Raw genomic sequence first — 24,261 nt, 5'->3', positions numbered from 1 at the left:
CCCTAAGGAGTCGTGGATTTTATTTTAGATAAATTGTGTAATAAAGACAATGAGGATGACGATTGGGATCACAAAGCGAAGCAAGAAAACCCAGAGCTTGAAGAAGAAGCGCTTGGTTTTCTCTTCTCCCACCTTTAGTTCTTCTTGGGCTAGGACTTGATCAAAGATATAGCCTGTAAATAGGGAGAGGCAGAGAGCTCCAAAAGGCATGAGGAGGTTGGAAACCAAAAAGTCCATGCAATCAAAGAAGGATTTTCCAAAGAGGGTCCACTTGGATAGTACTCCATAGGAAAGGGCAGATGGGATCCCAAATACAAAGGTCAGAAGACCAATGATTTGGCTCCATTTAGCCCGCTTTTTGTTGTTTTGGTTGGTGACGTTCCCGACATTAATCTCTAACATGACGACGGATGAGGTAATAGTCGCAAAGAGGAAGAGAAGAAGGAAAAGCAGGTAGAAGAGAGTTCCAAAAGGCATCTTATCAAAGACTTGTGGAAGGACTACAAAGAGGAGTCCCGGTCCACTAGTAGAAGGGATTTGAAAGGCTGACATAGCTGGGAAGATCGCCAAGCCCGCCATGATGGAAACGGCGATATTCATGAAGACGACGGAAATCCCGGATTGGACCAGGTCAGTGTCCTTGTCCAAATAGGAAGCATAGGTCAACATGGCCGTCACCCCTAGGGAGAGGGCGAAAAACGATTGGCCCAAAGCATAGAGCAGACCTTGGCTAGTCATCTTGGAGAAGTCTGGCTTGAGGAAATAGCTGACTCCCTCCCAAGCGCCAGGTAAGGTCAAGGAACGACCAATCATGACTAAGAAGATAATGAAGAGAAGTGGCATCATGAATTTTGAGGCCTTTTCAATCCCTTGCTCCACCCCCTTGGAAACAATCAAGACATTGAGGAGGATGAAGATGGCCTGGGCTCCTAGAGCTAACCAGGGATTTGAAATAATCTCTCCAAAGAGCTGGGTATAGTCACTAACTGAGAGGAGTTGGAATAACTCTCCCAAGGCGACTCCCAAATAAATCAGGATCCAACCACCGATGACACTGTAGAAGGAGAGGAGGATGAACAGGGCAAAGGCACCGATCCAACCAATCCCATCATAAAGGCGACGGCTACCGAGCTTTCCAAAGGTCTTAATGGCAGAGACACCAGCTGCACGTCCTAGAGTAAATTCAGCCAGTAAGAGAGGGAAGCCGATAAGTAGAGTTGCTATCAAAAAAACAAGAAGGAAACTTCCGCCCCCGTTAGCGGCGGTCATATAAGGGAACTTCCAAACAGCCCCAAGACCAATTGCAGAACCTGCAGAGGCTAGGATAAAGCCAATTTTGGAACCCCATTGAGATTTTTCCATATGGATTCTCCATTTCTAATTCAAATATAGGAAGAAGGCAAAGGCCAGCAAAGGCTCTTTCATAGACAAAAGAAAAAGGCTATTTAGTACGAACTAAATAGCCATAAAAACGCAAAGTGACATCTCTTAGAAGATGACTCTTATGTTTGTTGCTGGATTTGTTCTAAAAATAATCCTAACATCTTTTGAAAAAGCTGTCAATAGTGGAGACTTCCGGCCACCCAACCGGTACAGAGGGCAGCAGTAATGTTAAATCCTCCTGTATGGGCATTGATATCCAGGACCTCCCCAGCAAAATGAAGACCGGGGACCAACTTACTTTCTAAGGTCTTGGGATTGATTTCATTGAGGCTGACACCACCTTTGGTCACAAAGGATTTGGCCAAGGACATCTTCCCTGTTACAGGGATTGGGAGTTCCTTTACCTTTGCTAGTACGGCATCGATTTCTTTAGGAGAGAGTTGCTTCACCTTTTCCGGAAGATCCTGGGCAAAGAATTCCGCCAGGCGTTCTGGCAGATAGGCCTTCAGAACATTCTTTAGAGATTTTTCCCGGTTTTCCTCTAGGATTGCTGTGAGTTCTTCCTTAGAATAGTGAGGGAGACTGTCTAGTGTCAGGATCTCTCCTCCCTTGACAAAGCTTGACATGCGAAGGGCGGCTGGGCCAGACAGTCCAAAGTGGGTAAAGAGGAGGTCATGGGTAATGTGGTGTTTGCCATAGTGGAGGGTCACATCGTCTAAGGAAATCCCTTGAAGAGCCTTGTGGGGGAAATCTGTCAGGAGGGGGCTTTCAGCAGCTTCTAGTTCTGTAATAGTGTGCTGGAAGTGACGGGCGATATCGTGGCCAAAGCCGGTAGAGCCCGTCGAAGGGTAGGACTTTCCACCAGTTGTCACAATCAAGCGGTCCGCAGTCCAGGTCTCGTCTTTTGATTTGATGACGAATTGTCCATCGATTTTCTTCACAGAGGTTACCTCTACCTGGCAGCGGACTTGACCGCCAAGCTCAGCAATCTTATCAGTCAGCGCTTGAATGATCGTCTGGGAACGATCTGAAGCTGGAAAGACACGACCATGGTCTTCGACCTTGAGCTTGACCCCGTTTTCTGTGAAGAAGCGGATGATATCATGATTGTCAAATTGAGAAAAGACACTGTAAAGGAAGCGTCCGTTTCCTGGAATGCCTGCTAGGAGATCGTCCAGGCTTCCATTGTTGGTCACATTGCACCGACCTCCACCAGTCCCAGCTAACTTTTTCCCTAGTTTGCGGTTTTTTTCCAACAGGAGGGTTGCTTGCCCGTAGAAGGCACTGGAGATGGTGGCCATCATACCAGCAGGTCCTCCTCCAATGACAATGGTATCGTAGTGGTTCATAAGATCTCCTTTTTCTCGTCTCATTTCATTTCCAGTTCATTGTAACATAAAAAATGGACCCTGTCCCCAGGCTCCACTTTTGATGAGTTAATCGTCTTCGTTTGGATTTTGACGGAGATGGATGGAATAACGCTTAGGTGGGTAAATTCCGATTTCAGGACCCCAGCGTGGGAAGAGCTGATTGGTTTTCTTCCCAGCAGCGTACTTGGCTTCAGCAGCCATTTCCCAGAGTTCTTCGTAGAGATCGCCTAGCAAAAAGTCAAGCTCTTGATAATAGAGGTCTGGCTTTCCGTAGTCACTAAGGCTTAGTTCCATCAAGCCATAGACTTGTAGTTTATGGTCCATGAGTCTGCGTCCATCCACCTTGTTAGAGTGAACGATAATGCGTCCAAAAGGATCATTTCTCCGGATGCGTTCGAGCTCTTTGTAGGCGTTGATTCCAGAATTTCCTTGACAGGAGAAGAAGTAGATGTTTTTCAAGTCATAGTCAATATAGGAGATATTTCCATTATAGACCAGCTTGACTGGTAGATTACGAACCCGTTTTTTCTCTAGATAGCTGTTAATATGTTCGACCAACATCTTAGAGGGATAATTGTATTCAATGACATAGATCATAGTTTCTTTCCTTTGCTGTTCAATAAATAACTGAGCTATATTTCAGTTACGATTAGTATACAAACTTTTGAAGCCGGATAGGGGGAAAAATCTATTTGGTTCATTTTTGAAGCTATTCGGTTCAATTTGGAGGAGCAAAGAAGAAAAAATCGCTAAAGGAATACGAAGAAAATGGTGAAGTGGGAGTTGGGAAGGGAATCTTTTTTGAAAATACAGAGAAAATTTACCGAAAAATCGTCATTTGTGCTATAATCAAGGGGAAGTAACGTCGTGGAAAGAAGGGTATCATGAGTTTAGAACAGTTAGAGCGGAAATCACTCCAAGAAATCAATCAATCCGTCAGGGTTCCCAAGGGAACTTCTTTTTGGAAGACCTTATTATTGTTTTCAGGTCCGGGGAGTCTAGTAGCAGTGGGCTATATGGATCCTGGGAACTGGATTACCAGCGTTGTTGGCGGGGCTCACTATCGTTACTTGCTCTTGTCGGTGGTTCTCTTATCCTCCTTGATTGCTATGCAATTGCAACAGATGGCTGGAAAACTAGGTATTGTCCATCGGAAAGATTTGGCCCAGACAACGGCGACTCATTTACCTAAGTGGCTCCGCTATATTCTCTGGATGGTGATTGAATTGGCTTTGATGGCGACAGATTTAGCAGAAGTCATTGGTTCGGGGATTGCGCTCCATTTGCTCTTCGGATGGCCCTTGCTTTTTTCTATTTTGGTCACCATCCTGGATGTCTTCCTCCTCCTTGGGCTCATGCACTTGGGTTTTCGCAAGATTGAGGCCATTGTCTCCACCTTGATTTTGACCATTCTGGGGATTTTTATCTATCTTGTGGTCTTATCAAAACCAGATATAGGTGGAATTTTTGCTGGGTTTATTCCCCAAAAGGAAATCGTAGGCATTGGGCTTCCCAAGGGATCACAAGCCTTGACGCTAGCATTGGGAATTATTGGTGCAACTGTCATGCCTCATAACCTTTATTTACATTCTTCCATTTCACAAACACGGAAGGTCGATTATGAGGATCCTGCGGATATTCGTCGGGCTGTGCGCTTCATGACCTGGGACTCCAATATTGAATTGACCCTGGCTTTTGTTGTCAACTCTCTCTTACTGATTCTCGGAGCGGCCCTCTTTTTTGGACACGCAGAAGAAATTGGAGCCTTCTCCAGTATGTATGATGCCTTGCAAAACAATGCCATTGCAGGAGCTATTGCGAGTCCTTTTCTGTCCACTCTGTTTGCCGTTGCTTTGTTAGCAAGTGGTCAGAATTCAACCATTACAGGCACTCTGACGGGACAAATTGTCATGGAAGGTTTTCTTAAATTCCGGCTTCCTCAATGGCTTGTCCGCCTCTTTACTAGGATGTTGGCCCTCACTCCTGTCCTGATTGTCGCCTTTCTATTTGGGGATCAGGAAAGTGTTCTAGATAATTTGTTGGTCTATTCTCAAGTCTTCTTGTCTCTGGCTTTACCATTTTCAATTTTCCCCTTGGTTTACTTTACCTCCAATAAAAAAATCATGGGAGAATTTGTCAATGCAAAATGGAATACCTACTTAGCTTACGGAGTAGCTACTCTTCTGACTCTGTTAAACGTCCAACTCATTGTGACGACGCTGTTTAAATAAAAAATCAGCTTTGTCGGACGGGGAAAACATGCTATAATAGGAGGGAAGTTCCCATCTAGCTAGAAAATGGGCAGAAGTGGGAAGTAAAAACTTAACAAGAGGTCCTAACCCCTTGATACGAAAGGAATCTAGAAAATCTTATGATGAATATGCAAAATATGATGAAGCAAGCACAAAAGCTTCAGAAGCAAATGGAACAAAGCCAGGCAGAATTGGCTGCTTCTCAATTTGTTGGTAAGTCTGCTCAGGACTTGGTCGTCGCTACCTTGACAGGTGATAAAAAGGTGGTATCCATCGAATTTAACCCGGCAGTCGTGGACCCAGAAGATACAGAAACTCTTTCTGATATGACCGTTCAAGCTATCAATGCGGCCATCGAAGAAATTGATGCGGCAACCAAGAAAAAATTGGGAGCTTTTGCAGGTAAATTACCATTCTAAGCATACAGAGAAAACCTCTATCGATGATAGAGGTTTTTTTAGTCGTTAAAAAAATTGGAGAGGTCCAATCCACCAAAAGGAGAGGTAGAAAAGGATTCTTGTTCGGTTAGGAGTTGCCGGGCCCGGTCTGATTCGAGAAAGGCTTCATAGACAAGGGCAGTCATCCGGGCATCTTCTAAACTATCATGCGATTTTCCAGCTACCCCTAAAAACTGAGCAACTGTATGGAGCTGCAAGTTTTTGATCCCATGGAGGTCAGAAGGGCGGCGTTTAGAAGCTTCTTCAAAGACATCAACAGCATATTGGTCTGTGAACTCTAGCCCATTTTCCGCTAGGATAGGGAGGTCACTCTTGATGGCATTGTATCCAATGAGGGGACTATCTGCAACAAAATCTTGGAACTCCGCTAGGACTTGCTCGAGTGGGGGAGCTTGGAGGATTTTATCAGATGTTATCCCGGTGAGGCCATTGATAAAGCTCTTCAGTGGTTTATCCGTATAGGCATAGGAATCATAGTGGGCAACTTCTTGGCCATCTGCAAAGCGGACAGCAGAAACTTGGATAATGTGGTACTTTCCTTCAAATTGATTAAATTCTAAATCAAAGGAGACATAGTGGCTTAATTCTTTCAAGGGAACTCCTTCATCTAATGGGTGTTTTTGGATTTTCTAATTATTGAGGGGAGGCAAAGGCATAGAAAAAACTGACCGAAGTCAGTTTTTAGCGACCAAAGACGCGTCTCCAGAAGCCTTTACTCTCTTGTTCTTGAACCTTTTCATTGGCTTGATCTAATTCCAATTTCAATGTTTCGCGGTCATTCATAGCCTGAAGGGTTAGCTGTTGTTGTTGGTCGAGCTGTTTATCTTTTTCAGCGATCTGAACATCTTTGACACGCAACTGCTCATCCTTTTTAGCTAATTGCTCATCTTTGGATTTTAGCTGGTCGTCTTTTGCTTTTAGTTGTTCGTAGAGACGGACGATTTCGGCATTTTTTTCATCTACCAAAATTTCCATCAATTCACGCTGTTTCACATCATCGCTGACGGGCTCGTCTTCAAAGATGGTCTTTTTGTAGATTTCTTCTAGCTTAATCAAGCCACTACGGGTTACGACGGTAACTCCCTTATCATTTTTTTCTGTATCTTCAGGATCTAGGGCCTTGACACGGTTATTGACCGCTTGGCGACTAACTCCTAGAATTTCAGCAATTTCGCTGACTGTTTTTTCGATAGCCATAATATCCTCTAAACTCTTTTTCTATGAAATACTCTCTTAGATATTATCATAAGTAGGCAAGGCTGTCAAATCAAGCAAGGGAAGGGACGACAAGGAAAAAGCATGAAATTCCTTAATCCATCTCAGGAAGGGTTAAGCTGGAGTTGGCCAGATCAATGGTGAGTTGGTAGTCTGTTTGGTCGCGGACAGTGATCTCGAAGTCGGTTGTATAAAGGACGAGACGAAGAGTGGTCCCTTTCTCCAGTTTGTAGATGGTTGGTTGGAGTTCAAAGTCGAATTCCATCCATTCTCCAGGGGTCACAGGTTCGACTTGTAAGAGATCATGACGGTTTTGGAGGTTAAGATACCCCTTTGTAATCACTCGTTGGCCGGCTTCCTTAAATGGCAATTCAGTCAAGTTGTCCAGCATATGGTAACGACCGTTATCCAGTGTACGGACGGATAGGACAGCTGGATAGGGTTGGAGGTATTTCTTGCTTCCTAGCTCCATGAGTTGGACTGAGAGCAAGCCCTTGTCAGTGCTAGATTGGAGCCGCAGGTGAAGGTGAGCTTTTCCGTTGAGGTGTAGGTCTTCTGCAATCGGAAGATCGATGGTCACTTGTTGCGCCTTATCCTGGTAGAGGTCCGTTAGGAAAGTTGGATAGGCCTTGCCATAGCGCTCATAGTCTTCTGATGCGTAGCGGTTTTGGATGACTTTTTCACCATCTCCCAGTGAGAAGGTCCGCTGGGCTGTTTGATTGCCAAAGTCTTCCAAGGAAGTCCAACTTTGTTCCCCTGTATTGTCCTGCCAGATGACGGTTGGCAATTCATAGCTTGAATCATAGCCCAGTAATTTTTTAGAGAGGAGGGCATTCATACTCTCACGGAAGTCAATGGACTGCCAGTTGTTGAGATAGACATGGGCCCCATTGTGATAGAAGAGGTGTTTCTTGATGTTGGCTGGAAGGGCTTGGAACATTTGGTAAACATGGAGGGGCTTCACGTTCCAGTCTTGGGAACCATGGGTGAAGACAACCTCTGCCCTGACTTTGTCTGCCTGAAGGAGGTAGTTGCGGTCGTGCCAGAATTGGTTGTAGTCCCCTGTTTTGCGATCCAATTGCTTCTTAACCTCTTCCAAATCAGCGACATGGGCTGCATGGTGGCGGAGATAGTCTCCAGCCCGAAGGGCACGTGAATAAGTCAACTCAGCAAGCGAATCAAAATCCTCTCCAGGATAGCCGCCAGGACTCGTCACGAGTCCGTTTTCTCGATAGTAGTTGTACCAAGAAGAGATACCGGCTTCTGCGATGATCACTTCTAGGCCATCGACACCGGTGGTAGCCAGTCCATTGGACATGGTCCCTAGGTAGGACAAGCCCGTCGTAGCAACCTTGCCATTAGACCAATCGGCCTTGATTTGGCGTTGGCGACTGTGGTCTGTGAAGGCACGACAGCGTCCGTTGAGCCAGTCGATGACATTTTTATAGGCCTCGATTTGGCGGTAATCCCCGTTGGTCATCAAACCTTGAGAGTCCTTGGTTCCAAGACCAGAGACGTAGAGATTGGCAAAACCACGGGCGAGAAGGTAGTCATTGAGAGTATAACTGCTATTGATATGAGTGAGGGTTTCTTCAGCCTCAGAGACCAGTTGAGATGAACCGACAGGATCCACCAATTCTAATTGAGGTTCTTCTACTTGAATGGTATGAGGTTCTTTGACCTCCAGGTCCACATTCATATTATAGAGCGCTTTGTCGCTAGCCTTGTCATTGGTTCCTTGGTGATAAGGGCTGGCAGTCATGACGGCTGGAATTTTTCCTTCATAGCGAGGGCGAATAATATTGACCTTGACCAAATCTGGAAGACCATCCTGATCGCTATCAATCCGACTTTCTACATAGACCACTTCACGGATCACATCATGGCAGTTAAAGGTAGCTAGACTTTTTCCGTTGAAAAAGTGGTAGCGATTGTCTTCGGGAATCAAGCCATCGCTGACCAACTGCTCAATTAGTAAATTCCCTTTGACTGTTCGAGTATTGAGGAGGTGGTAGAGGTTTTCTACCAAGTTTCCATACTCAATCGGAAATTGGACTTCTTTCAAGAAGCTATCCGTATCTTCAAAATCAATAAAATAGCGGAAACCGAGTAATTGGAGGGCTACTGTGTAAAAAATGTTCGGAGACCATTCGCAGTCAGATTGGATATACGTTAAAAAGTCTGTTTTAGAATCCACCACTAGGTTAGAGAGGGGATAATCTGTATCTTTATAGGTGAAGTAAACCTTGCGGACAAACCATTCAAACAGTTCTTTTTCTGGGAGGTGGGTGGGAAGGTCAAACCCAATTTCTTTTAGTTCCTTAAGAATGTCTTTTTGGTCAACAGATAGATAGCTATATTGATTGTATTTCATAGACTGCTCCTTTTATCAGTTTCTTTGTTCTTTACTTTTTATATTATACTTGATAAAATAGTATTTGTCTAAAGACCTTTCGTCTATAAGGAGAAGGAATATTGAAAAAAATATCTTTTGAACAAGTTGCAAGAAGACGGACCTTATTGTTTGGGGTTCTTGCCGTCATTTTTGGGATTCTCATTTTTCGAAACGGCGTTGGTTTCACCAAATTTTCCTTGGATCTATTAGCCATTTACTTTTTAGTTGATGGACTAGGAAGCTTTCTTCTTCGCTTTTTGTTACGTAGCAAGTCTATTTCCTATAGCCACTCTATTTGGTTTATTTTTCTTTCACTTGCGTTGATCTGGTTGAATCGACTGAGTAGTCTGCCCGTAAACTTAGTTGTGATTTGTTTAGGGGCATATCAGTTGGGGAGTGCCATTGTCTATGGGATCACATTTTGGCTTTATAAGGCCAATCGGGTAAAAGGAGGCTGGCTCTATTTATGGGATGCGCTTTTAAACGGTGGGCTTGGTCTAGCAACTGTCTTGGAACCTGGTTCAGATGGGCACTTCCAATTTATCCTCTTGGGGGCTTATCTGGTCTTGTTGGGGATTTCTAATATTCGAGATGGTATTTTATTTGACAAAGACCAACAAGGCCAAGAGTTAAAACGTCGCTTTCGTATTAGCCTACCGGTTATCTTTGCAGCCTTTATCCCTGCTAAGGAGTTAAAACGGTTTAACCAGTTTCTTCAAAAAGGGAGCTCGGCGGGACACACAGGCCCTTATCGATTGGTGAAAAAAGAAGAAGAGGCAAGGGAATTAGAAATTTTGGTTCATACTTCTGACAGCAACTTATTTGGAGCGATTGGGCATGTAGATATTTGTTATCAGGGGAAGGTCATTTCTTACGGAAGTTACGATCCCTTTTCAGAGCGTCTATTTGGGACGATTGGGGATGGCGTACTGTTTAAAGTGGATAAGGAACCATACATCGAACTATGTAAAAAAGAGAGTCAAAAGACGCTGTTTGGCTACAGCCTATCCCTTACCGAAGAAGAGAATCAGGCAGTAGAGAAGCGTCTAGCTGAAATTGATCAGTTGTTAGAACCTTGGGATCCACCTAGGAGGTTACTGGAAGACGGTCAGCCGACCTACGCTTACAAATTGAAATATGATTTAGGGGCTGAGCTATATAAATTTACTTCTTCGCGTTTTAAATCTTACTTTGTTCTGTCTACTAATTGCTGCCTGTTAGCAGATTCCATTGTGGGACAGGCAGGAACGGCTGTATTAGATGTGCGTGGAGTGATTGCACCAGGGACCTATCAGGATTACTTAGAATACGAATTTGAAGCTCCAAACGGGCGGGTCCATACACGAACAGTATACTAAAAAAAGAAAGACAGATTTTTATTTTTGAAAAATCTGTCTTTTTTGCACAAGATTTCTTGTAAAAAAAAAGAAAATCTTTTAAAATATAAAAGACTTGGAGGAATTATGTGCATAAATAAGATTAGTAGTATTTCACCTGTATTAAAAACAAACAATCGAAATGTCAATCAAGAATTTTTTGAAAAGGTCTTAGGAATGAAAACCCTGTTGGAAGATGGGGCTTTATTATCCCTTGGAGATCAATCGAAGACAGATCGCCTCTATTTAGAGGAATCCCCTAGTATGAGAACCCGCAAGGTGGAGGGCCCAAAACGCCTGGCTTGCTTAAAGATTCGCGTGACCAACCCACAAGAAATTGAGTGGCTTCTGGCTCGTGGACATCAAGTTGATCGCCTCTTTAAAGGAAAAAATGGCTATGCCTTTGAAGCCCTTTCGCCAGAAGGAGATCGTATCTTGCTCCATGCGGAAGAGCAAGTGGGCAGTTTAACTGAAATTGAGGAAGTTCCAGATTTTCAAGCGAATGAAGAGTTTACAACCTTGACGGAGTTTTTCGTAGAAAAGATGGTGCTTCGAGTACCTAATGTAGAGACTTCTACAGCTTTCTATCAACAACTACCTGGCTTAGAAGATTATTTAGAGTTAGAAGCATCAGATGGTCCGGACCTTACACTAGCAAATGGACAGACTTGGGACCTTTGTCAGGTCAAGGTCATTTTAGAGCCATTTGTAGCAAGTGAACTAGCCTCCTGCTTTGGAGATCAGGTAACTTTTGTACCAAAAAGGCAACAATTTGTCTTGGTTGAGGATCCAAGCAAGATTGAATGGTGGTTCGAAGCCTAAGCAAGTCTTTGGCTGATTGAAATGAGTGAAGAAAAATGGAAAAAATCATCCAAAAAATTCAAGAGCAAATAGGAGCAGGCATCTACCCAGGTGCCTCTCTTGCTCTCTATCAGAAGGGAAGCTGGCAGGAGTATTACTTGGGACTGGCTGATCCAGCCAAGCAAGAGCCAGTTATTGCCGGCTTGACCTATGATTTGGCCAGTGTGAGTAAGGTCGTCGGAGTTGGAACGGTTCTTGCTTTTCTGGTCCAACAAGGGAAAATCGATATCGATCGTCCCTTAGCTTCCTACTATCCGGATATGGAGCAGGCAGAGGTGACCATCCGTCAGCTCTTGACCCATACTTCTGGTTTGGATCCTTTCATCCCCGGACGAGATGACTTGGATGCTGAGGGCTTAAAAGAAGCCCTGCACCGTTTGAAGCTCAAGGACAATCGCCAGTTCCACTATACAGATGTCAATTTTCTTTTATTGGGCTTTCTTCTGGAGAAGTGGTTTGGTCAGGATTTGGCCCAGATTTTTCAGGAGCAAGTTTTTACACCTTGGCAAATGAAGGAGACTACTTTTGGTCCGGTTTCTCAAGCGGTGCCAACCCTTCGTGGCGTTCCAGCTGGCGTCGTCCATGATCCGAAAGCGCGTGTACTGGGAGTCCATGCCGGAAGTGCAGGTCTGTTTTCGACCATTAGAGATATGGAAATTTTCCTGGAGCATTATTTACAGGATCCTTTTGCAGAAATCCTTTCCCAGAACTATGCTTTAGAAGAAGGAAAGACGCGCTCTCTGGCCTGGAATCTGGAAGGAGACTGGTTGGACCATACAGGTTATACAGGAACCTTCCTTCTCTATAATCGTAAGCTCCAGTTGGCAGCTGTTTTCTTATCCAATCGGACCTATGAAAAAGATGAGCGGGCCCAATGGATCCTAGATCGGAATCAACTCATGGAGCTCATCAAAACAGAAATGGAAGGGACCAGTAAAAATCCTTCCTAAGACGGAGAAAGAAGCGTGGTTTAGCCATCGCTTTTTTTCTTTATTTATATTAAAATGGAAGGAGAGAAGATTGTATCTAGCAATCTATAGCAGAAAAGAATGAAGATAACTGAGAGACGTATGACGAAATCGATAGGTGTCGGCCAGGCACATAGCAAGATTATTTTAATAGGTGAGCATGCGGTTGTTTATGGCTATCCAGCTATTGCCCTGCCCCTCCTTCACATTCAGGTCACTTGTCAGATTGTACCTGCGGAGCGTCCGTGGGTCCTTTTTGAGAATGACAGCTTATCGATGGCCGTCTACGCTTCCTTAGAGTATTTGGGGATTGAGAAGGCAGCCATCGCTTGCCGGATTGACTCCATGATTCCAGCTCAGCGGGGGATGGGCTCCTCGGCTGCTGTCAGTATCGCGGCAATTCGGGCAGTCTTTGATTATTTCAAGCGGGATTTGAGTCAAGAAACCTTGGAAATCTTGGTTAATCGAGCAGAAATGATTGCCCATATGAATCCAAGTGGGCTGGATGCCAAGACTTGCCTAAGTGATCAGCCGATTAAATTCATTCGCAACGTCGGTTTTAGTGAGTTAGAAGTTGATTTAGGTGCCAAGCTGGTCATTGCAGATACAGGTATCCATGGCCATACCAAAGAAGCCATTCAAAAAGTCAAGGACTTGGGAACAGTGGCCCTTGCTAGTTTCCATGAAATCGGCCTCCTCACCGAGCAGGCAGAAAAAGCCCTTGCTCAAAAAGATGCTCCCACCTTGGGACGTATCTTAACAGACTGCCATCATCATTTGCAGGCAGTGGGAGTGAGTTGTCCAGAAGCGGATCAACTGGTGGAACTAGCATTAGCGAGTGGAGCCTTGGGAGCCAAGATGAGTGGTGGTGGGCTCGGTGGCTGTATCATTGCCCTTGCTGCAGACCAGGAACAAGCAGAGATGATCGCAAAAGAACTAAGAAATAAAGGAGTGGAGGAGTTATGGATCGAAAACCTGTAAGCGTGAAATCGTATGCCAATATCGCCATTATTAAGTATTGGGGCAAGGAAAACAGTGAAGCAATGGTGCCATCAACTAGTTCCATTTCCTTGACCTTGGAAAATATGTATACGGAGACTCGACTTAGTCCTTTGGGGCCTGAAGCCAAGTCCCATGCCTTCTTTATTGATGGGGTCTTCCAGAATGAAGCGGAGCAGGCCAAGATTGGAGCAGTCATCGACCGTTTTAAACCAGAAGGGGAGACAGGCTTTGTGCGGGTTGATACCAGCAACAATATGCCGACAGCTGCAGGACTTTCTTCTAGTTCCAGTGGCTTATCTGCCTTGGTAAAAGCCTGCAATCGCTATTACCAACTGGGAATGACGCAGGCAGAACAAGCTCAAGCGGCTAAGTTTGCCTCCGGTTCGTCTTCTCGTTCCTTCTTTGGCCCCTTAGCTGCTTGGGACAAGGATACTGGGGAAATTTACCAGGTGGAAACGGACCTCAAACTGGCTATGATCATGCTAGTGTTAAACGACCAACAAAAAATTCTTTCTAGTCGGGAAGGGATGAAACGGTGCACGGAAACCTCTACCAATTTCCAAGAATGGATCCGCCAGTCAGCCCGGGATTACCAAGATATGCTGGGTTACCTGAAGGACAATGATTTTGAAAAAGTAGGGGAATTGACCGAACGGAATGCTCTTCTCATGCATTCTACAACCAAGACTGCAAGTCCAGCCTTTTCCTATTTGACGGATAAGAGCTACGAGGCCATGGAGTTCGTGCGCTCTCTTCGTGAAGAAGGGAAACGTTGCTACTTCACCATGGATGCAGGTCCGAATGTGAAGGTTCTCTGTCTAGAAGAGGATCTGGACCAATTGGTTCCACTTTTTGAACAAGACTACCGTATCATTGTCTCCAAGACCAAGGATTTATCCCATGAAGATTAAGAAAGAAGTTCGTGCAGGTGGGAAGCTGTATGTCGCTGGGGAATATTCTATCTTAACTCCTGGACAAACAGCCATCATTCAGTTTATCCCTATTTACATGCAGGCAGAAATCCAACCAGCATCTACTTATCGGATTCAGTCGGACATGTTTCCTTTTGCGGTTGATTTGACTCCGAATACGGACTATGCATTGATCCAAGAAACCGTGCATCTGATGAACGCCTACCTCCAGTCACAAGGAGTAGCGATTTCTCCCTTTGATTTACGTATTGGGGGGAAATTTGAGCGAGAGGGTAAGAAATTCGGAATTGGCTCTAGTGGCAGTGTGGTCTTGTTGACCCTCAAAGCCATGGCAGCTCTTTATGATTTCCCCCTGCCTGCAGACTTGCTCTTTCGTTTGGCCTGTTTGGTCTTGATTCAGCGTGGTGACAATGGGTCAATGGGAGACCTAGCTTGTATTGCCTATGAAGGCTTGGTTAGCTACCGCTCTTTTGACAGACGGGCGCTGGCTGATCAATTACAAGATCAGGATCTGGACCAGGTCTTAGCCCTTGATTGGGGCTATGAAATCCGGCCTCTTTCCCCTCAGTTGTCCTATACTTTTTTAGTGGGTTGGACCCAAGAACCTGCTATTTCAAGGGACTTGATTAACCAGGTTCGTTCAGCTATTGATCCTGTCTTCTTAGAGGGGACGGAGCAGGCTGTACAAGACCTCTTAGTGGCCTTTCAAGAAGCAGACAGAGACTTAGCCTGGTCCTCTATCGGTCGGGCTAGTGACTTACTTCTATCTCTTAATGAGGTAATTTATACCAAAAAACTAGCCCAATTAAAGAGGGCAGAAGAGGGGTTAAAGGTCATTGCAAAATCCAGTGGCGCTGGAGGAGGAGATTGTGGAATCGCCCTCGCATTTGAGGAGGCTGCTGCCCAAGAAATCGTCAGACGCTGGCAAGAAGCAGGGATTGATTTATTATATTCAGAAAGGATGGGAGAGTATGACGACCAACCGAAAGGATGAACATATTCGTTTGGCCTTGGAACAAACTCCGGGTTACAATAGCTTTGATGAGGTTGAGTTGATTCATTCCTCTTTACCAACTATCGATTTAGATGAGGTGGACTTGACAACTCATTTTGCGGGTCGTGATTGGGACTACCCTTTTTATATCAATGCCATGACAGGTGGCAGTGCCAAGGGGGGAGAAATCAATCGGAAGTTGGCCCAGGTGGCAGAAGCCTGTGGTATTCTCTTTGTGACAGGTTCTTATAGTGCAGCTTTGAAGGATCCTCAGGATAGCTCCTATCGAGTCAAGGACCTTCATCCGGACCTACTCTTTGCGACCAATATCGGGATTGACAAACCGCTTGAATTGGGCATACAGACGATTGAAGAGACCCAGCCCCTCTTTCTCCAACTCCATGTCAACCTCATGCAGGAGCTTCTCATGCCCGAAGGGGAACGAAGCTTTAGAAACTGGCAAGGCCATTTAGCAGGTTATGCAAAGCAACTTCCAGTGCCCTTGGTGCTAAAAGAGGTCGGTTTTGGTATGGATGCCGGAACTATCCAAAGAGCTATCGAACTAGGTGTCAGGACAGTTGATATTTCTGGTAGAGGTGGGACCAGTTTTGCCTATATCGAAAACCGTCGGGGAGGCAATCGCTCCTATCTCAATGACTGGGGACAAACAACGGTCCAAGCCCTACTTGGGGCTCAACCACTGATGGATCAGGTCGAGGTTCTCGCCTCTGGTGGCGTTCGTCATCCCTTGGATATGATCAAGGCACTGGTTCTAGGAGCCAAGGGGGTCGGTCTTTCTCGGACCATTTTAGAATTGGTAGAGACAAAGCCGATTGACGAGGCCATCGCCCAAGTCAATGCTTGGAAAGAGGATTTACGCCTGATTATGTGTGCCCTTTCTTGTCAGACAATTGCCGATTTAAGAAAGGTTCCCTATATTCTTTACGGACGAGTAAAAGAAGGACACGAACAAATCTCTTCCATCCATGATTAACTTGAAGAAACTAGCAAAAATCCCTCCGTTTACACGGAAGGATTTTTTACTTACTTTGACGAATTTCCTCTAAAACAGCTTGGGCTTTTTCCAGGTTAAAGGGTTTGTCCTCTAGCAATGCTTGCACCACCGGAGCCACCTCTGACGGAGTAGCTCCAGCAAGTAGGGCGAGTGACTTAGCCTGGAGTTTCATATGCCCATGTTGAATACCGGTGCTGACCAAGGCCTTAAGCGCTGCAAAGTTTTGAGCTAGGCCAACGGATACAATAATCCGTGCAAGAGTCTGGGCGTCAGGATTTCCAAGTAGTTCATGAGCCACTTGAACACTTGGATTGAGTCCGATGGAGCCTCCCTTGGTAGCGATAGGCATGGGAAGGGTCAGCTGACCTTCTAGGACTTGCTGTTCTGGATGATCCATCCAGTTAGATAGTCCTAGAGCTTGTCCGGATCGACTGGCATAGGTATGGCCACCTGCTTCAATCGCCCGCCAGTCATTTCCAGTTGCTAAGACGACAGCATCGATGCCATTGAAAATTCCCTTGTTGTGAGTCGCTGCTCGATAAGGATCAACAGCCGCTAATTGACTGGCCAGAGCTATTTTCTGAGCAATTTCGGCAGCTTCCTTGGGATCACGACTGAGAAAGCGGTAGTCTATGTGACACCTTGCAGTGACGAGGGCATCTGTTGCTAGGTTGGACAAAATAGCCATTAAGCCTTGGCCCCCGGATAACTCTTCTAAAGGGTCGACCAGAGCTTCCAACATGGTGTTGAGCATGTTAGCCCCCATGGCTTCTTTTGGATCAACGGATAGGTAGCAAATGAGAAAGTCACCTTTCACCTCTGTCCAGAGATCTCGTGCCCCACCTCCCCGTTTAACGATGGAAGGATAGGCTTGATTGGCCAGTTGGAGCAGTTCTTCTTTAGCTTCTGTAATCGCCTGACTGGCCTTTTCTTTATTGCTGACATCATAGAGAGCCACTTGCCCAATCATTTGACGCTTGTGAACCTGGGTCTGAAACCCACCTGAACGCTTGATCAACCCTGCAGCATAAGAAGCAGCAGCAATGACAGAGGGTTCTTCCGTCACCATTGGGACCTGAATTTCCTGATCATCTATCTGGAAGCCAGGAGCTATACCAAAGGGCAAGGCTAAGGTGCCGAGGACATTTTCGACCATTTCATTGGCAAGAGAAAGGGGCAATGTGTCATTGTCCCTTACTGTTTGTAGTCTTTCTTCTGAAAGGAGTCCGGCCTGAGCCAGTTTCTCGATACGCTCTGCTGGACTTGCTTTTGAAAAACCAGTTAATTTAACCATGGTGTTCTACCTTTACATAGGTTCGTTGGTGTTCGTTGATTTCTGATAAGGCAAAGGTTTGATCTTGGTAACCTTGGAAGGTTTGATTGCCTTCAGCATCTAATTGTGCCTCTTCGAAGAAGATCTTCTCATATTCGGCAATCGTAAGAGCTTTTCGCTGATCCAATTCTGCCATACGATTTGGATGGAGCATTTGCTCATATCCTTCGACTAAGTGAGCACTAAAAATCTCAGCGACTGCGCCACTTCCATATCCATAGAGGGCGATCCGGTCGCCAGCCACTAGTTGAGGCTGATTCTCTAAGAGAGAAAGCAAACCTAGGAAGAGGGAACCCGTATAGATATTCCCAACCTTTTGGCTGTAGAGAATGGACTGTTCAAAATTGTATTGCAATTGGGCTTGTTTCTCAGGAGAAAGACCCTTGTCAAGAATCTTTTTTAAGCCCTTGAGGGCGAGCTTGGGATAAGGCAGGTGGAAGCAGACCGCCGCAAAGTCATCCAAGGTTAAGCCAGTCCGTTTTTGATACTCTGTCCAAGTTGTTTTCAAGCAATCCAAGTACTGTTGGGTCGAATAAATCCCATTGACAAAGGGTGTGCTGGAATAGTTGGGACGCCAGAAATCCATGACGTCACGGGTCTGAGCAACATTATCATCATTAAAGGCTAGGATACGTGGATTCTGCGTCACCAGCATAGCGACAGATCCAGCTCCTTGAGTCGGCTCTCCAGGGGTGTCGATCCCATATTTTGCAATATCGCTGGCAATGACCAAGACCTTGCTCTGTGGGAATTTTTCAACATGAAGTTTAGCATAGTCCAAAGCGGCAGTGGCAGCATAGCAGGCTTCCTTCATTTCAAAGCTCCGAGCAAAGGGTTGGATTCCTAGGAGACCGTGAACGAAAACAGCAGCAGCCTTACTCTGATCAATTCCTGACTCGGTCGCTAAGATGACCATATCGATTTCTTCTTTTTCTTCTTCGGTTAAAATACTATGGCTGGCACTTGCTCCAAGTGTGACGATATCCTCTGTAATAGGGGCAATACTCAGTTCTTTCAATAAGAGCCCTTTACTGAGTTTTTCTGGATCAGTATTTCGAGCAGCCGCTAGCTCACTTAAGCGCAAGACATACTGGCTGGTCGCAAATCCAATCTTATCAATACCGATTGTCATAAATAACCTCTTTTAATTTGATATCTACTAGTATATTTCGTTACTATTTTACCATATTTGAGAGCAAAACTCCCTTGAAAAAGCCAGAACAGAATGGAAATCATTCTTAGGACCGAGTTGGGCAAGGGGATTTTTTGAAAAAGAGAGGACGAAAATCAAAAAAGCCATCCTTAGATGGCTTTTCAACTCTTATGCTTGCTTATCTTTCTTAGGGTTACTCATAACCCGTATGAAGAGTTCTTTGCATTTGTCTCTTAGAACTTTTTCGTAGAAGACGAGTATAGCGATGTCCGCAATCAGAAAGATCAAGGTCAGATAGAACAAGTCAAATGAATTACGGGCATAGTAAGTCGCTGATAGATAGGAGGAGAAGGCTCCTAGAATCACCCAAGGAAGATACTTGATATACTTGTTTACCATCATTCAGCACCTCGCATACTTTAAAGGATTTGTTTTTTTCACTATCATTGTACTCCTTTTAATCAAAAATACAAGCGATTACATAGATAAGTTTTGAAAAACCAATGCTAGTTGGCATTGGTCATTTTTCTTTTTTGATGGCGTTGGTAAGAATGGTAGAGTTTCAAGACGACAGACCCGCTAGCCATCCCGATAGAGATGACCAAGGCCAGAATAACAACTAGGGTCACACTGGTCACGGCTTGCTGATATTGGCCACTAACAAAGAAGGAGGTGGTCCGATAGGAAATATATCCAGGAACCAAAGGAGCGAGAATAGCTAGCATAAAGACAACGACAGGCGTCTTGTAGATGATACTTAAAATTTGACTGATACAAGAACCGACAATGGCGGCGATAAAAGTCGCAATGATAACATTGGTAGGTCCTTTCAAGATATAGTAGAGCAACCAAATAGCCATCCCTAAAATTCCTCCAGGGAGTAGCATGGAACGTTGCACGTTGAGGACGATTAAAAAGGTAATGATGGCAATCAAACTCGCCACGGCTTGGATTAAAAATTCGATTAGATTCATGATTCTATTTCATAAGGACAAGAGCGACGGTCGTTCCGGCACCAAGGGCAAGAGTAATGAGCAGGGTCTCAAAGAGTTTACTCATCCCAGAGTTGAGGTGGTTGTTCATCAGATCCCTGACGGCATTGGTCATGGCAATCCCAGGAACGAAAGGCATGACACAACCAGCAATTATGAGATCGGTATTGGAAGGAAAACCACTATAGCGGGCCCAAATATGGGCTAAAAATCCAAAGACAAAGGCTGCCGCAAAAGCAGTGGCAAAAGGGATGCGCACGTATTTCTCAACTACTAGAGAGAAAGCATAGGCAAAGACAGTCGCAATACCTGCTCCTATCGCATCATAAAAATTCCCGCCAAACATAATGGAGAAAAAAGGAGCACTTAGAGTAGCCGCAATGGTTAACTGTAGATTGGTATAAGGGACTGCCTTCTGCTTCAATTGGATCAAGGCTTGGTAGGCTTCTTCGAGATTGATGTGCCCAGAGACTAATTGGCGAGAAATCTGATTGACATCACAGACTTTCTCGATATTGTAATTGGTCCGCAGGATCCGCTTCATCCGCGTGATATTGGCATTTTCGATTGAAAAGAAAATAGCGACTGGCATCGCTAAGGCATTGCAATCATCGATTCCTTGAGAATGAGCAATCCGGATCATGGTATCCTCCACCCGATGGATTTCAGAACCACTCTCTAAAAGGAGGGTTCCTGCCAACATGAGGACATCAATCACGCGGTCCATATCTTTAGACGCTTCCATTGTTCTTCCTGTTCTGTTAATAGATTGCTTCCATTATATCAAAATTTCACTGATTTGTACTAGTGTTACCACGGATTTAGTCAAGACAGGACAAGAAAAAACCAGCCGTTTCCGACTGGTTTGAAAAATCTATTTGAATCTTAGCTCAATGCATCATCCATAGAAAGAACTTCGTGGAAGACACGTTGTGTCAATTCAGTTTTTTGTTCTGGAGTGAGGTATTTAGTGTTTACACAGTATCCAGAGATACGAACGATAACGTCTTCACCGCTCATGATCTTTTCATAAACGTCTGACAAGTCCATAACGTTCAAGTTAACGTGTTGTCCACCGTTTTCGAAGTATCCATCAAGGATAGTTACCAAGTTGTCTACTTGTTCGTCACGAGTTTTACCAAGAGCACGAGGTGACACTTGAGTAGTGAGTGAGATACCGTCAGCTGCGTAACCAAAGTCAAGGCTAGCAAGTGAGTTCAAGTTTTGCAACCATCCACCTTTAGCTTTGTTAGATGGGTTAGCACCTGGTGAGAAGAATTCCAATTTGCTTGTGTTCACAGAACCATCTTCGTTGAGGTATACCCCTTTGTGGACTGGTGAGTTACCAGTTTGTTTAGAGTAAGCAACGTTAGAAGTGATAGTCAAAAGTGAAACTGTAGCTTCTGCATTCTTGTAAAGTTTGTGGCTGCGAAGACGAGTAGTGTAAGCTTCGATCAACCATTCTGCCAATTCGTTAGAACGTGGGTCATCTTCACCCCAACGTGGGTATTCACCGATTGTTTCGTAATCGTAGATGTAGCCATCTTCGTCACGGATTGGTTTAACAGTAGCGTATTTGATTGCTGACAAAGTATCAACAGTGTTAGCGAATCCACAGATACCGAATCCCATGTTAGCGCGTTGGTGAGTTGGCAAGAAGGCCATTTGAACAGCTTCGTAGTTGTACTTATCAGTCATGTAGTGGATGATGTTCAAAGCATCTACGTAAGTGTCAGTCAACCAGTCAAGTGATTTTTCGAAGTTTGCTTTAACAGATTCGAATTCAAGAACTTCATCACGGATAGGATCGATGTCAAATACTTTATAGTCTTTATGAACGTCGTCGTAACCACCGTTCAAACCAGTAAGAAGAGCTTTAAGCACGTTTACACGAGCACCGAAGTACTGGATGTTATGGCGTTGTTCTTCGTTTTCTGGGTCAAGTGGAGATACACAACATGAGATACAGCTCATTTCACCGTATCCGTCTTTCGCCATTGTTGTTACACCTTCGTATTGGATAGAAGAGTGTTTGTGGCTCATGTGCATACAGTAGCGACGGAAGCTGTATGGCAATTTATCAGTCCAAAGAACTGTCAAGTTTGGTTCTGGAGAGTTACCGATGTTGTCCAAAGTATTCAAGAAACGGAAGTCCATCTTAGTAACACGGTGACGTCCGTCGTTACCCATACCAGCCATAGAAGTTGTGATGAAGGTTGGGTCACCTGAGTACAATTGGTCGTAAGCTTTTGTACGAGCAAATTTAACAGTACGCAATTTCATAACGAAATCATCAACGAATTCTTGGATTTCAGACTCAGTGTAAGTACCACGAGCCAAGTCACGTTCAGCGTAGATATCCAAAACGATTGGCACACGTCCAAGAGAAGTAGCAGCACCGTTGATCACACGGCAGACAGCCATGAAGGCGATGTTTGTCCATTGGATTGCTTCTTTTGTATCGAAGGCAGGACGACGTACGTCTACGCCATAAAGGTCACCCAATTTAACAACTTCTTGAAGTGCTTGGTATTGAAGGTTTACTTCTTCACGAAGACGGATTGATTCTTCATCGATTTCAGTAATCGCGTTCCAGTCGTTTGCTTTTTCAGCCATCAAGTAGTCAGCTCCGTAAAGGGCCAAACGAGCATAAACCCCGATGATACGTCCACGTGAGTATGCATCTGGAAGACCAGTTACTGTGTGAGCGTGACGTGCACGACGGATGTTTGTAGTATAAGCACGGAAGATACCGTCGTTAACTGTTGTTACATATTTAGTGAAGATTTCATGCACAGCTGGATCTGGCTCATATCCATTTTCTTTCAAAGTAGTTTCCGCCATACGGATACCACCACGAGGCATGAAGTTCAATTTGAACAATTCATCGTTTTGGATACCGAAGATCACTTCGTTTTCTTTGTCGATGTATCCAGCTGCGATATCAGCGATAGAAGTTGGACGAGTATCGTATGGGAAACGAGTTTCTTCGTAGTGTGCTTTTGTTTCTTCAACAATCTTCTTGATGTGAAGTGAACGTTCTGTTGGGCCAGCTAGGAAGCTTTCGTCTCCATCATATGGAGTGTAGTTAGCTTGTACAAAGCGTGAGACACTGGCTCTTTCTTTCCAGTCTTCCCCTTGGAAGCCTTCCCAGGCTTTGTCAAAAATGTCTTGTGCTTCAACAACTGTTTTAACAACCATGTTTAAATCCTCTTTTGTCTTTCTAGCAACAAATCTGTTGCACTTACAATAGTAGTATACCATATGGAAATCGGTTTCACAAAGGGAATAGCAAAAAGATTTTGGATTCTTTTATAATACAGAAGGGTAAATACGAATAAACTGTATTATATTTTTGTCTTAGAAGAGGTAGGAATTAGTAGGAAAAAATCGTTGATAGGGATATAATGAAAGAGGAGGTTGCCCATGCTCATATTTCCTTTAGTAAATGATACGAGCCGTAAAATCATTCATATCGATATGGATGCCTTTTTTGCGTCCGTTGAAGAGCGTGACCATCCTGAATTGAAGGGAAAGCCTGTCATTATTGGCCATGATCCCCGTTTGTCTGGCGGAAGAGGAGTAGTATCAACCTGCAATTACGAAGCCAGAAAATATGGGGTCCATTCGGCTATGAGTTCCAAAGAGGCCTATGAACGGTGTCCTCAGGCAGTTTTCATCTCTGGCGACTACGAGAAGTACCAGGCTGTCGGTCTCCAAGTCAGAGAAATATTTAAACGCTATACCGATTTGATTGAGCCCATGAGCATTGATGAAGCCTATCTGGATGTGACCAACAATAAGCTTGGTCTTCAGTCTGCTGTCAAGGTAGCTCGCTTGATTCAGCATGATATTTGGAATGAATTGCACCTAACTGCTTCTGCTGGAGTTTCCTACAATAAGTTTCTTGCAAAAATTGCCAGTGATTACCAGAAGCCTCGAGGACTAACCGTTATTTTACCCGAGCAAGCTCAAGATTTTTTAAGTCAGCTAGATGTAGCTAAGTTTCATGGTGTGGGAAAACGGACAGTGGAGCGGCTTCATGATTTGGGAATTTATACAGGTGCAGATCTCTTAGAAGTGCCGGAAATGACTCTCATCGATCACTTCGGTCGCTTTGGTTTTGACCTTTATCGAAAGGCTCGGGGGATCCATAACAGTCCTGTCAAGAGCAATCGTATTCGCAAGTCCATTGGGAAGGAACGCACCTACCGAAAATTACTGGTGGCCGAGGATGATGCGCTAAAAGAATTAGCCAACCTATCTGAAAAGGTAGCGAACAGTTTGGCCAAGCATCAGAAAATTGGTAAGACCTTGGTGCTCAAGATTCGTTATGCCGATTTTACGACCTTGACCAAGAGACGAAGTTTAGAGGAAGCAACTAGAGACCCTGAAGCCATTCAGAGACTGGCCCAGGAGCTCTACCAGAGCCTAGAGAGTAATCCCACAGGTATTCGCCTTTTAGGGGTGACCCTCACTAATTTTTCTTCCGTGTCTCGGGAAACCCATGAAGGATCTCTAATAGAAGAAACCCCGTAGGTATACTTGACCTACGGGGAATT

Annotated in this window: 22 protein-coding genes; 10 read left to right on the top strand and 12 right to left on the bottom strand. The window is 44.7% G+C overall.

What is annotated here, in order from left to right; genetic code table 11:
- Positions 1 to 24 precede the first annotated feature (24 nt).
- The 3 genes from EAI95_RS06200 to EAI95_RS06190 form a co-directional block, all read right to left on the bottom strand.
- The gene (locus EAI95_RS06200; protein ID WP_129822504.1) at positions 25 to 1,362 is read right to left on the bottom strand and encodes a sodium-dependent transporter; all 1,338 of its coding nucleotides are present in this window, start codon (positions 1,360 to 1,362) and stop codon (positions 25 to 27) included.
- Positions 1,363 to 1,559: 197 nt separating this feature from the next.
- The gene (locus tag EAI95_RS06195) at positions 1,560 to 2,732 is read right to left on the bottom strand and encodes an NAD(P)/FAD-dependent oxidoreductase (RefSeq protein ID WP_129822503.1); all 1,173 of its coding nucleotides are present in this window, start codon (positions 2,730 to 2,732) and stop codon (positions 1,560 to 1,562) included.
- 87 nt (positions 2,733 to 2,819) lie between these two features.
- Positions 2,820 to 3,350, bottom strand: a complete 531-nt coding sequence (locus EAI95_RS06190) for a hypothetical protein (protein ID WP_129822502.1) — start codon at positions 3,348 to 3,350, stop codon at positions 2,820 to 2,822.
- A 287-nt stretch (positions 3,351 to 3,637) separates the two neighbouring features.
- On the opposite strand from EAI95_RS06190, the gene EAI95_RS06185 reads away from it, so the two are divergent.
- Both EAI95_RS06185 and EAI95_RS06180 read left to right on the top strand, forming a co-directional pair.
- Positions 3,638 to 4,984, top strand: a complete 1,347-nt coding sequence (locus tag EAI95_RS06185) for an Nramp family divalent metal transporter (RefSeq protein WP_129822501.1) — start codon at positions 3,638 to 3,640, stop codon at positions 4,982 to 4,984.
- Between the two features lie 140 nt (positions 4,985 to 5,124).
- Positions 5,125 to 5,424, top strand: coding sequence for a YbaB/EbfC family nucleoid-associated protein (locus EAI95_RS06180; protein ID WP_048690824.1), 300 nt, complete (start codon positions 5,125 to 5,127; stop codon positions 5,422 to 5,424).
- Between the two features lie 38 nt (positions 5,425 to 5,462).
- Here EAI95_RS06180 and EAI95_RS06175 read toward each other — a convergent pair whose 3' ends face one another.
- The 3 genes from EAI95_RS06175 to EAI95_RS06165 all read right to left on the bottom strand — a co-directional run bounded on the left by EAI95_RS06175 (position 5,463) and on the right by EAI95_RS06165 (position 9,052).
- Positions 5,463 to 6,056, bottom strand: coding sequence for a 3'-5' exonuclease (locus tag EAI95_RS06175; RefSeq protein WP_129822500.1), 594 nt, complete (start codon positions 6,054 to 6,056; stop codon positions 5,463 to 5,465).
- Between the two features lie 88 nt (positions 6,057 to 6,144).
- A complete protein-coding gene (locus EAI95_RS06170) occupies positions 6,145 to 6,660 on the bottom strand; it encodes a DUF536 domain-containing protein (RefSeq protein ID WP_048690819.1) in 516 nt (171 codons plus the stop codon).
- Between the two features lie 112 nt (positions 6,661 to 6,772).
- A complete protein-coding gene (locus EAI95_RS06165) occupies positions 6,773 to 9,052 on the bottom strand; it encodes a Xaa-Pro dipeptidyl-peptidase (protein WP_129822499.1) in 2,280 nt (759 codons plus the stop codon).
- A 98-nt stretch (positions 9,053 to 9,150) separates the two neighbouring features.
- On the opposite strand from EAI95_RS06165, the gene EAI95_RS06160 reads away from it, so the two are divergent.
- From EAI95_RS06160 to fni, 7 genes are all read left to right on the top strand, one after another.
- Positions 9,151 to 10,431, top strand: coding sequence for a DUF308 domain-containing protein (locus EAI95_RS06160; RefSeq protein WP_037599405.1), 1,281 nt, complete (start codon positions 9,151 to 9,153; stop codon positions 10,429 to 10,431).
- Between the two features lie 105 nt (positions 10,432 to 10,536).
- On the top strand, positions 10,537 to 11,271 hold the full coding sequence (locus tag EAI95_RS06155) for a CppA N-terminal domain-containing protein (protein WP_048715754.1): 735 nt from the start codon (positions 10,537 to 10,539) through the stop codon (positions 11,269 to 11,271).
- 35 nt (positions 11,272 to 11,306) lie between these two features.
- A complete protein-coding gene (locus EAI95_RS06150) occupies positions 11,307 to 12,260 on the top strand; it encodes a serine hydrolase domain-containing protein (RefSeq protein WP_048715756.1) in 954 nt (317 codons plus the stop codon).
- Between the two features lie 120 nt (positions 12,261 to 12,380).
- Positions 12,381 to 13,259: a mevalonate kinase gene (gene mvk / locus EAI95_RS06145; protein WP_129822498.1), complete on the top strand. Its 879-nt coding sequence runs from the start codon at positions 12,381 to 12,383 to the stop codon at positions 13,257 to 13,259.
- Entirely contained in the window at positions 13,241 to 14,191 is a 951-nt protein-coding gene (gene mvaD / locus EAI95_RS06140) for a diphosphomevalonate decarboxylase (RefSeq protein WP_123159582.1), read from the top strand. Before mvk ends, mvaD begins: the two co-directional genes overlap by 19 nt.
- Positions 14,181 to 15,206 (top strand): phosphomevalonate kinase, encoded by a 1,026-nt coding sequence (locus EAI95_RS06135; protein WP_023027282.1) that lies wholly within the window; start codon positions 14,181 to 14,183, stop codon positions 15,204 to 15,206. Before mvaD ends, EAI95_RS06135 begins: the two co-directional genes overlap by 11 nt.
- Positions 15,184 to 16,200, top strand: coding sequence for a type 2 isopentenyl-diphosphate Delta-isomerase (fni, locus tag EAI95_RS06130; protein WP_125334966.1), 1,017 nt, complete (start codon positions 15,184 to 15,186; stop codon positions 16,198 to 16,200). Before EAI95_RS06135 ends, fni begins: the two co-directional genes overlap by 23 nt.
- A 46-nt stretch (positions 16,201 to 16,246) precedes the next feature.
- Here the strand turns inward: fni and EAI95_RS06125 are convergent, their stop codons facing one another.
- The 6 genes from EAI95_RS06125 to pflB all read right to left on the bottom strand — a co-directional run bounded on the left by EAI95_RS06125 (position 16,247) and on the right by pflB (position 22,900).
- Positions 16,247 to 17,515, bottom strand: a complete 1,269-nt coding sequence (locus tag EAI95_RS06125; protein WP_129822497.1) for a hydroxymethylglutaryl-CoA reductase, degradative — start codon at positions 17,513 to 17,515, stop codon at positions 16,247 to 16,249.
- Positions 17,508 to 18,686 (bottom strand): hydroxymethylglutaryl-CoA synthase, encoded by a 1,179-nt coding sequence (locus EAI95_RS06120; RefSeq protein WP_129822496.1) that lies wholly within the window; start codon positions 18,684 to 18,686, stop codon positions 17,508 to 17,510. The genes EAI95_RS06125 and EAI95_RS06120 overlap by 8 nt, the downstream gene beginning before the upstream one ends.
- A gap of 189 nt (positions 18,687 to 18,875) precedes the next feature.
- Complete coding sequence (locus EAI95_RS06115) at positions 18,876 to 19,106, bottom strand: hypothetical protein (RefSeq protein WP_118095561.1); 231 nt, start codon at positions 19,104 to 19,106, stop codon at positions 18,876 to 18,878.
- Between the two features lie 107 nt (positions 19,107 to 19,213).
- Positions 19,214 to 19,681: a threonine/serine exporter family protein gene (locus tag EAI95_RS06110; RefSeq protein ID WP_048688397.1), complete on the bottom strand. Its 468-nt coding sequence runs from the start codon at positions 19,679 to 19,681 to the stop codon at positions 19,214 to 19,216.
- A 4-nt stretch (positions 19,682 to 19,685) separates the two neighbouring features.
- Complete coding sequence (locus EAI95_RS06105; protein ID WP_048688400.1) at positions 19,686 to 20,444, bottom strand: threonine/serine exporter family protein; 759 nt, start codon at positions 20,442 to 20,444, stop codon at positions 19,686 to 19,688.
- A 140-nt stretch (positions 20,445 to 20,584) separates the two neighbouring features.
- Entirely contained in the window at positions 20,585 to 22,900 is a 2,316-nt protein-coding gene (gene pflB / locus EAI95_RS06100) for a formate C-acetyltransferase (protein ID WP_048688403.1), read from the bottom strand.
- A gap of 225 nt (positions 22,901 to 23,125) precedes the next feature.
- Here pflB and dinB point away from each other — a divergent pair, with 225 nt between their 5' ends.
- On the top strand, positions 23,126 to 24,238 hold the full coding sequence (dinB, locus tag EAI95_RS06095; RefSeq protein WP_129822495.1) for a DNA polymerase IV: 1,113 nt from the start codon (positions 23,126 to 23,128) through the stop codon (positions 24,236 to 24,238).
- Positions 24,239 to 24,261 lie beyond the last annotated feature (23 nt).

The organism is Streptococcus sp. bf_0095 (genome assembly GCF_004166885.1).
Lineage (GTDB): Bacteria > Bacillota > Bacilli > Lactobacillales > Streptococcaceae > Streptococcus.
This window is presented reverse-complemented; position numbering and strand designations above follow the sequence as displayed.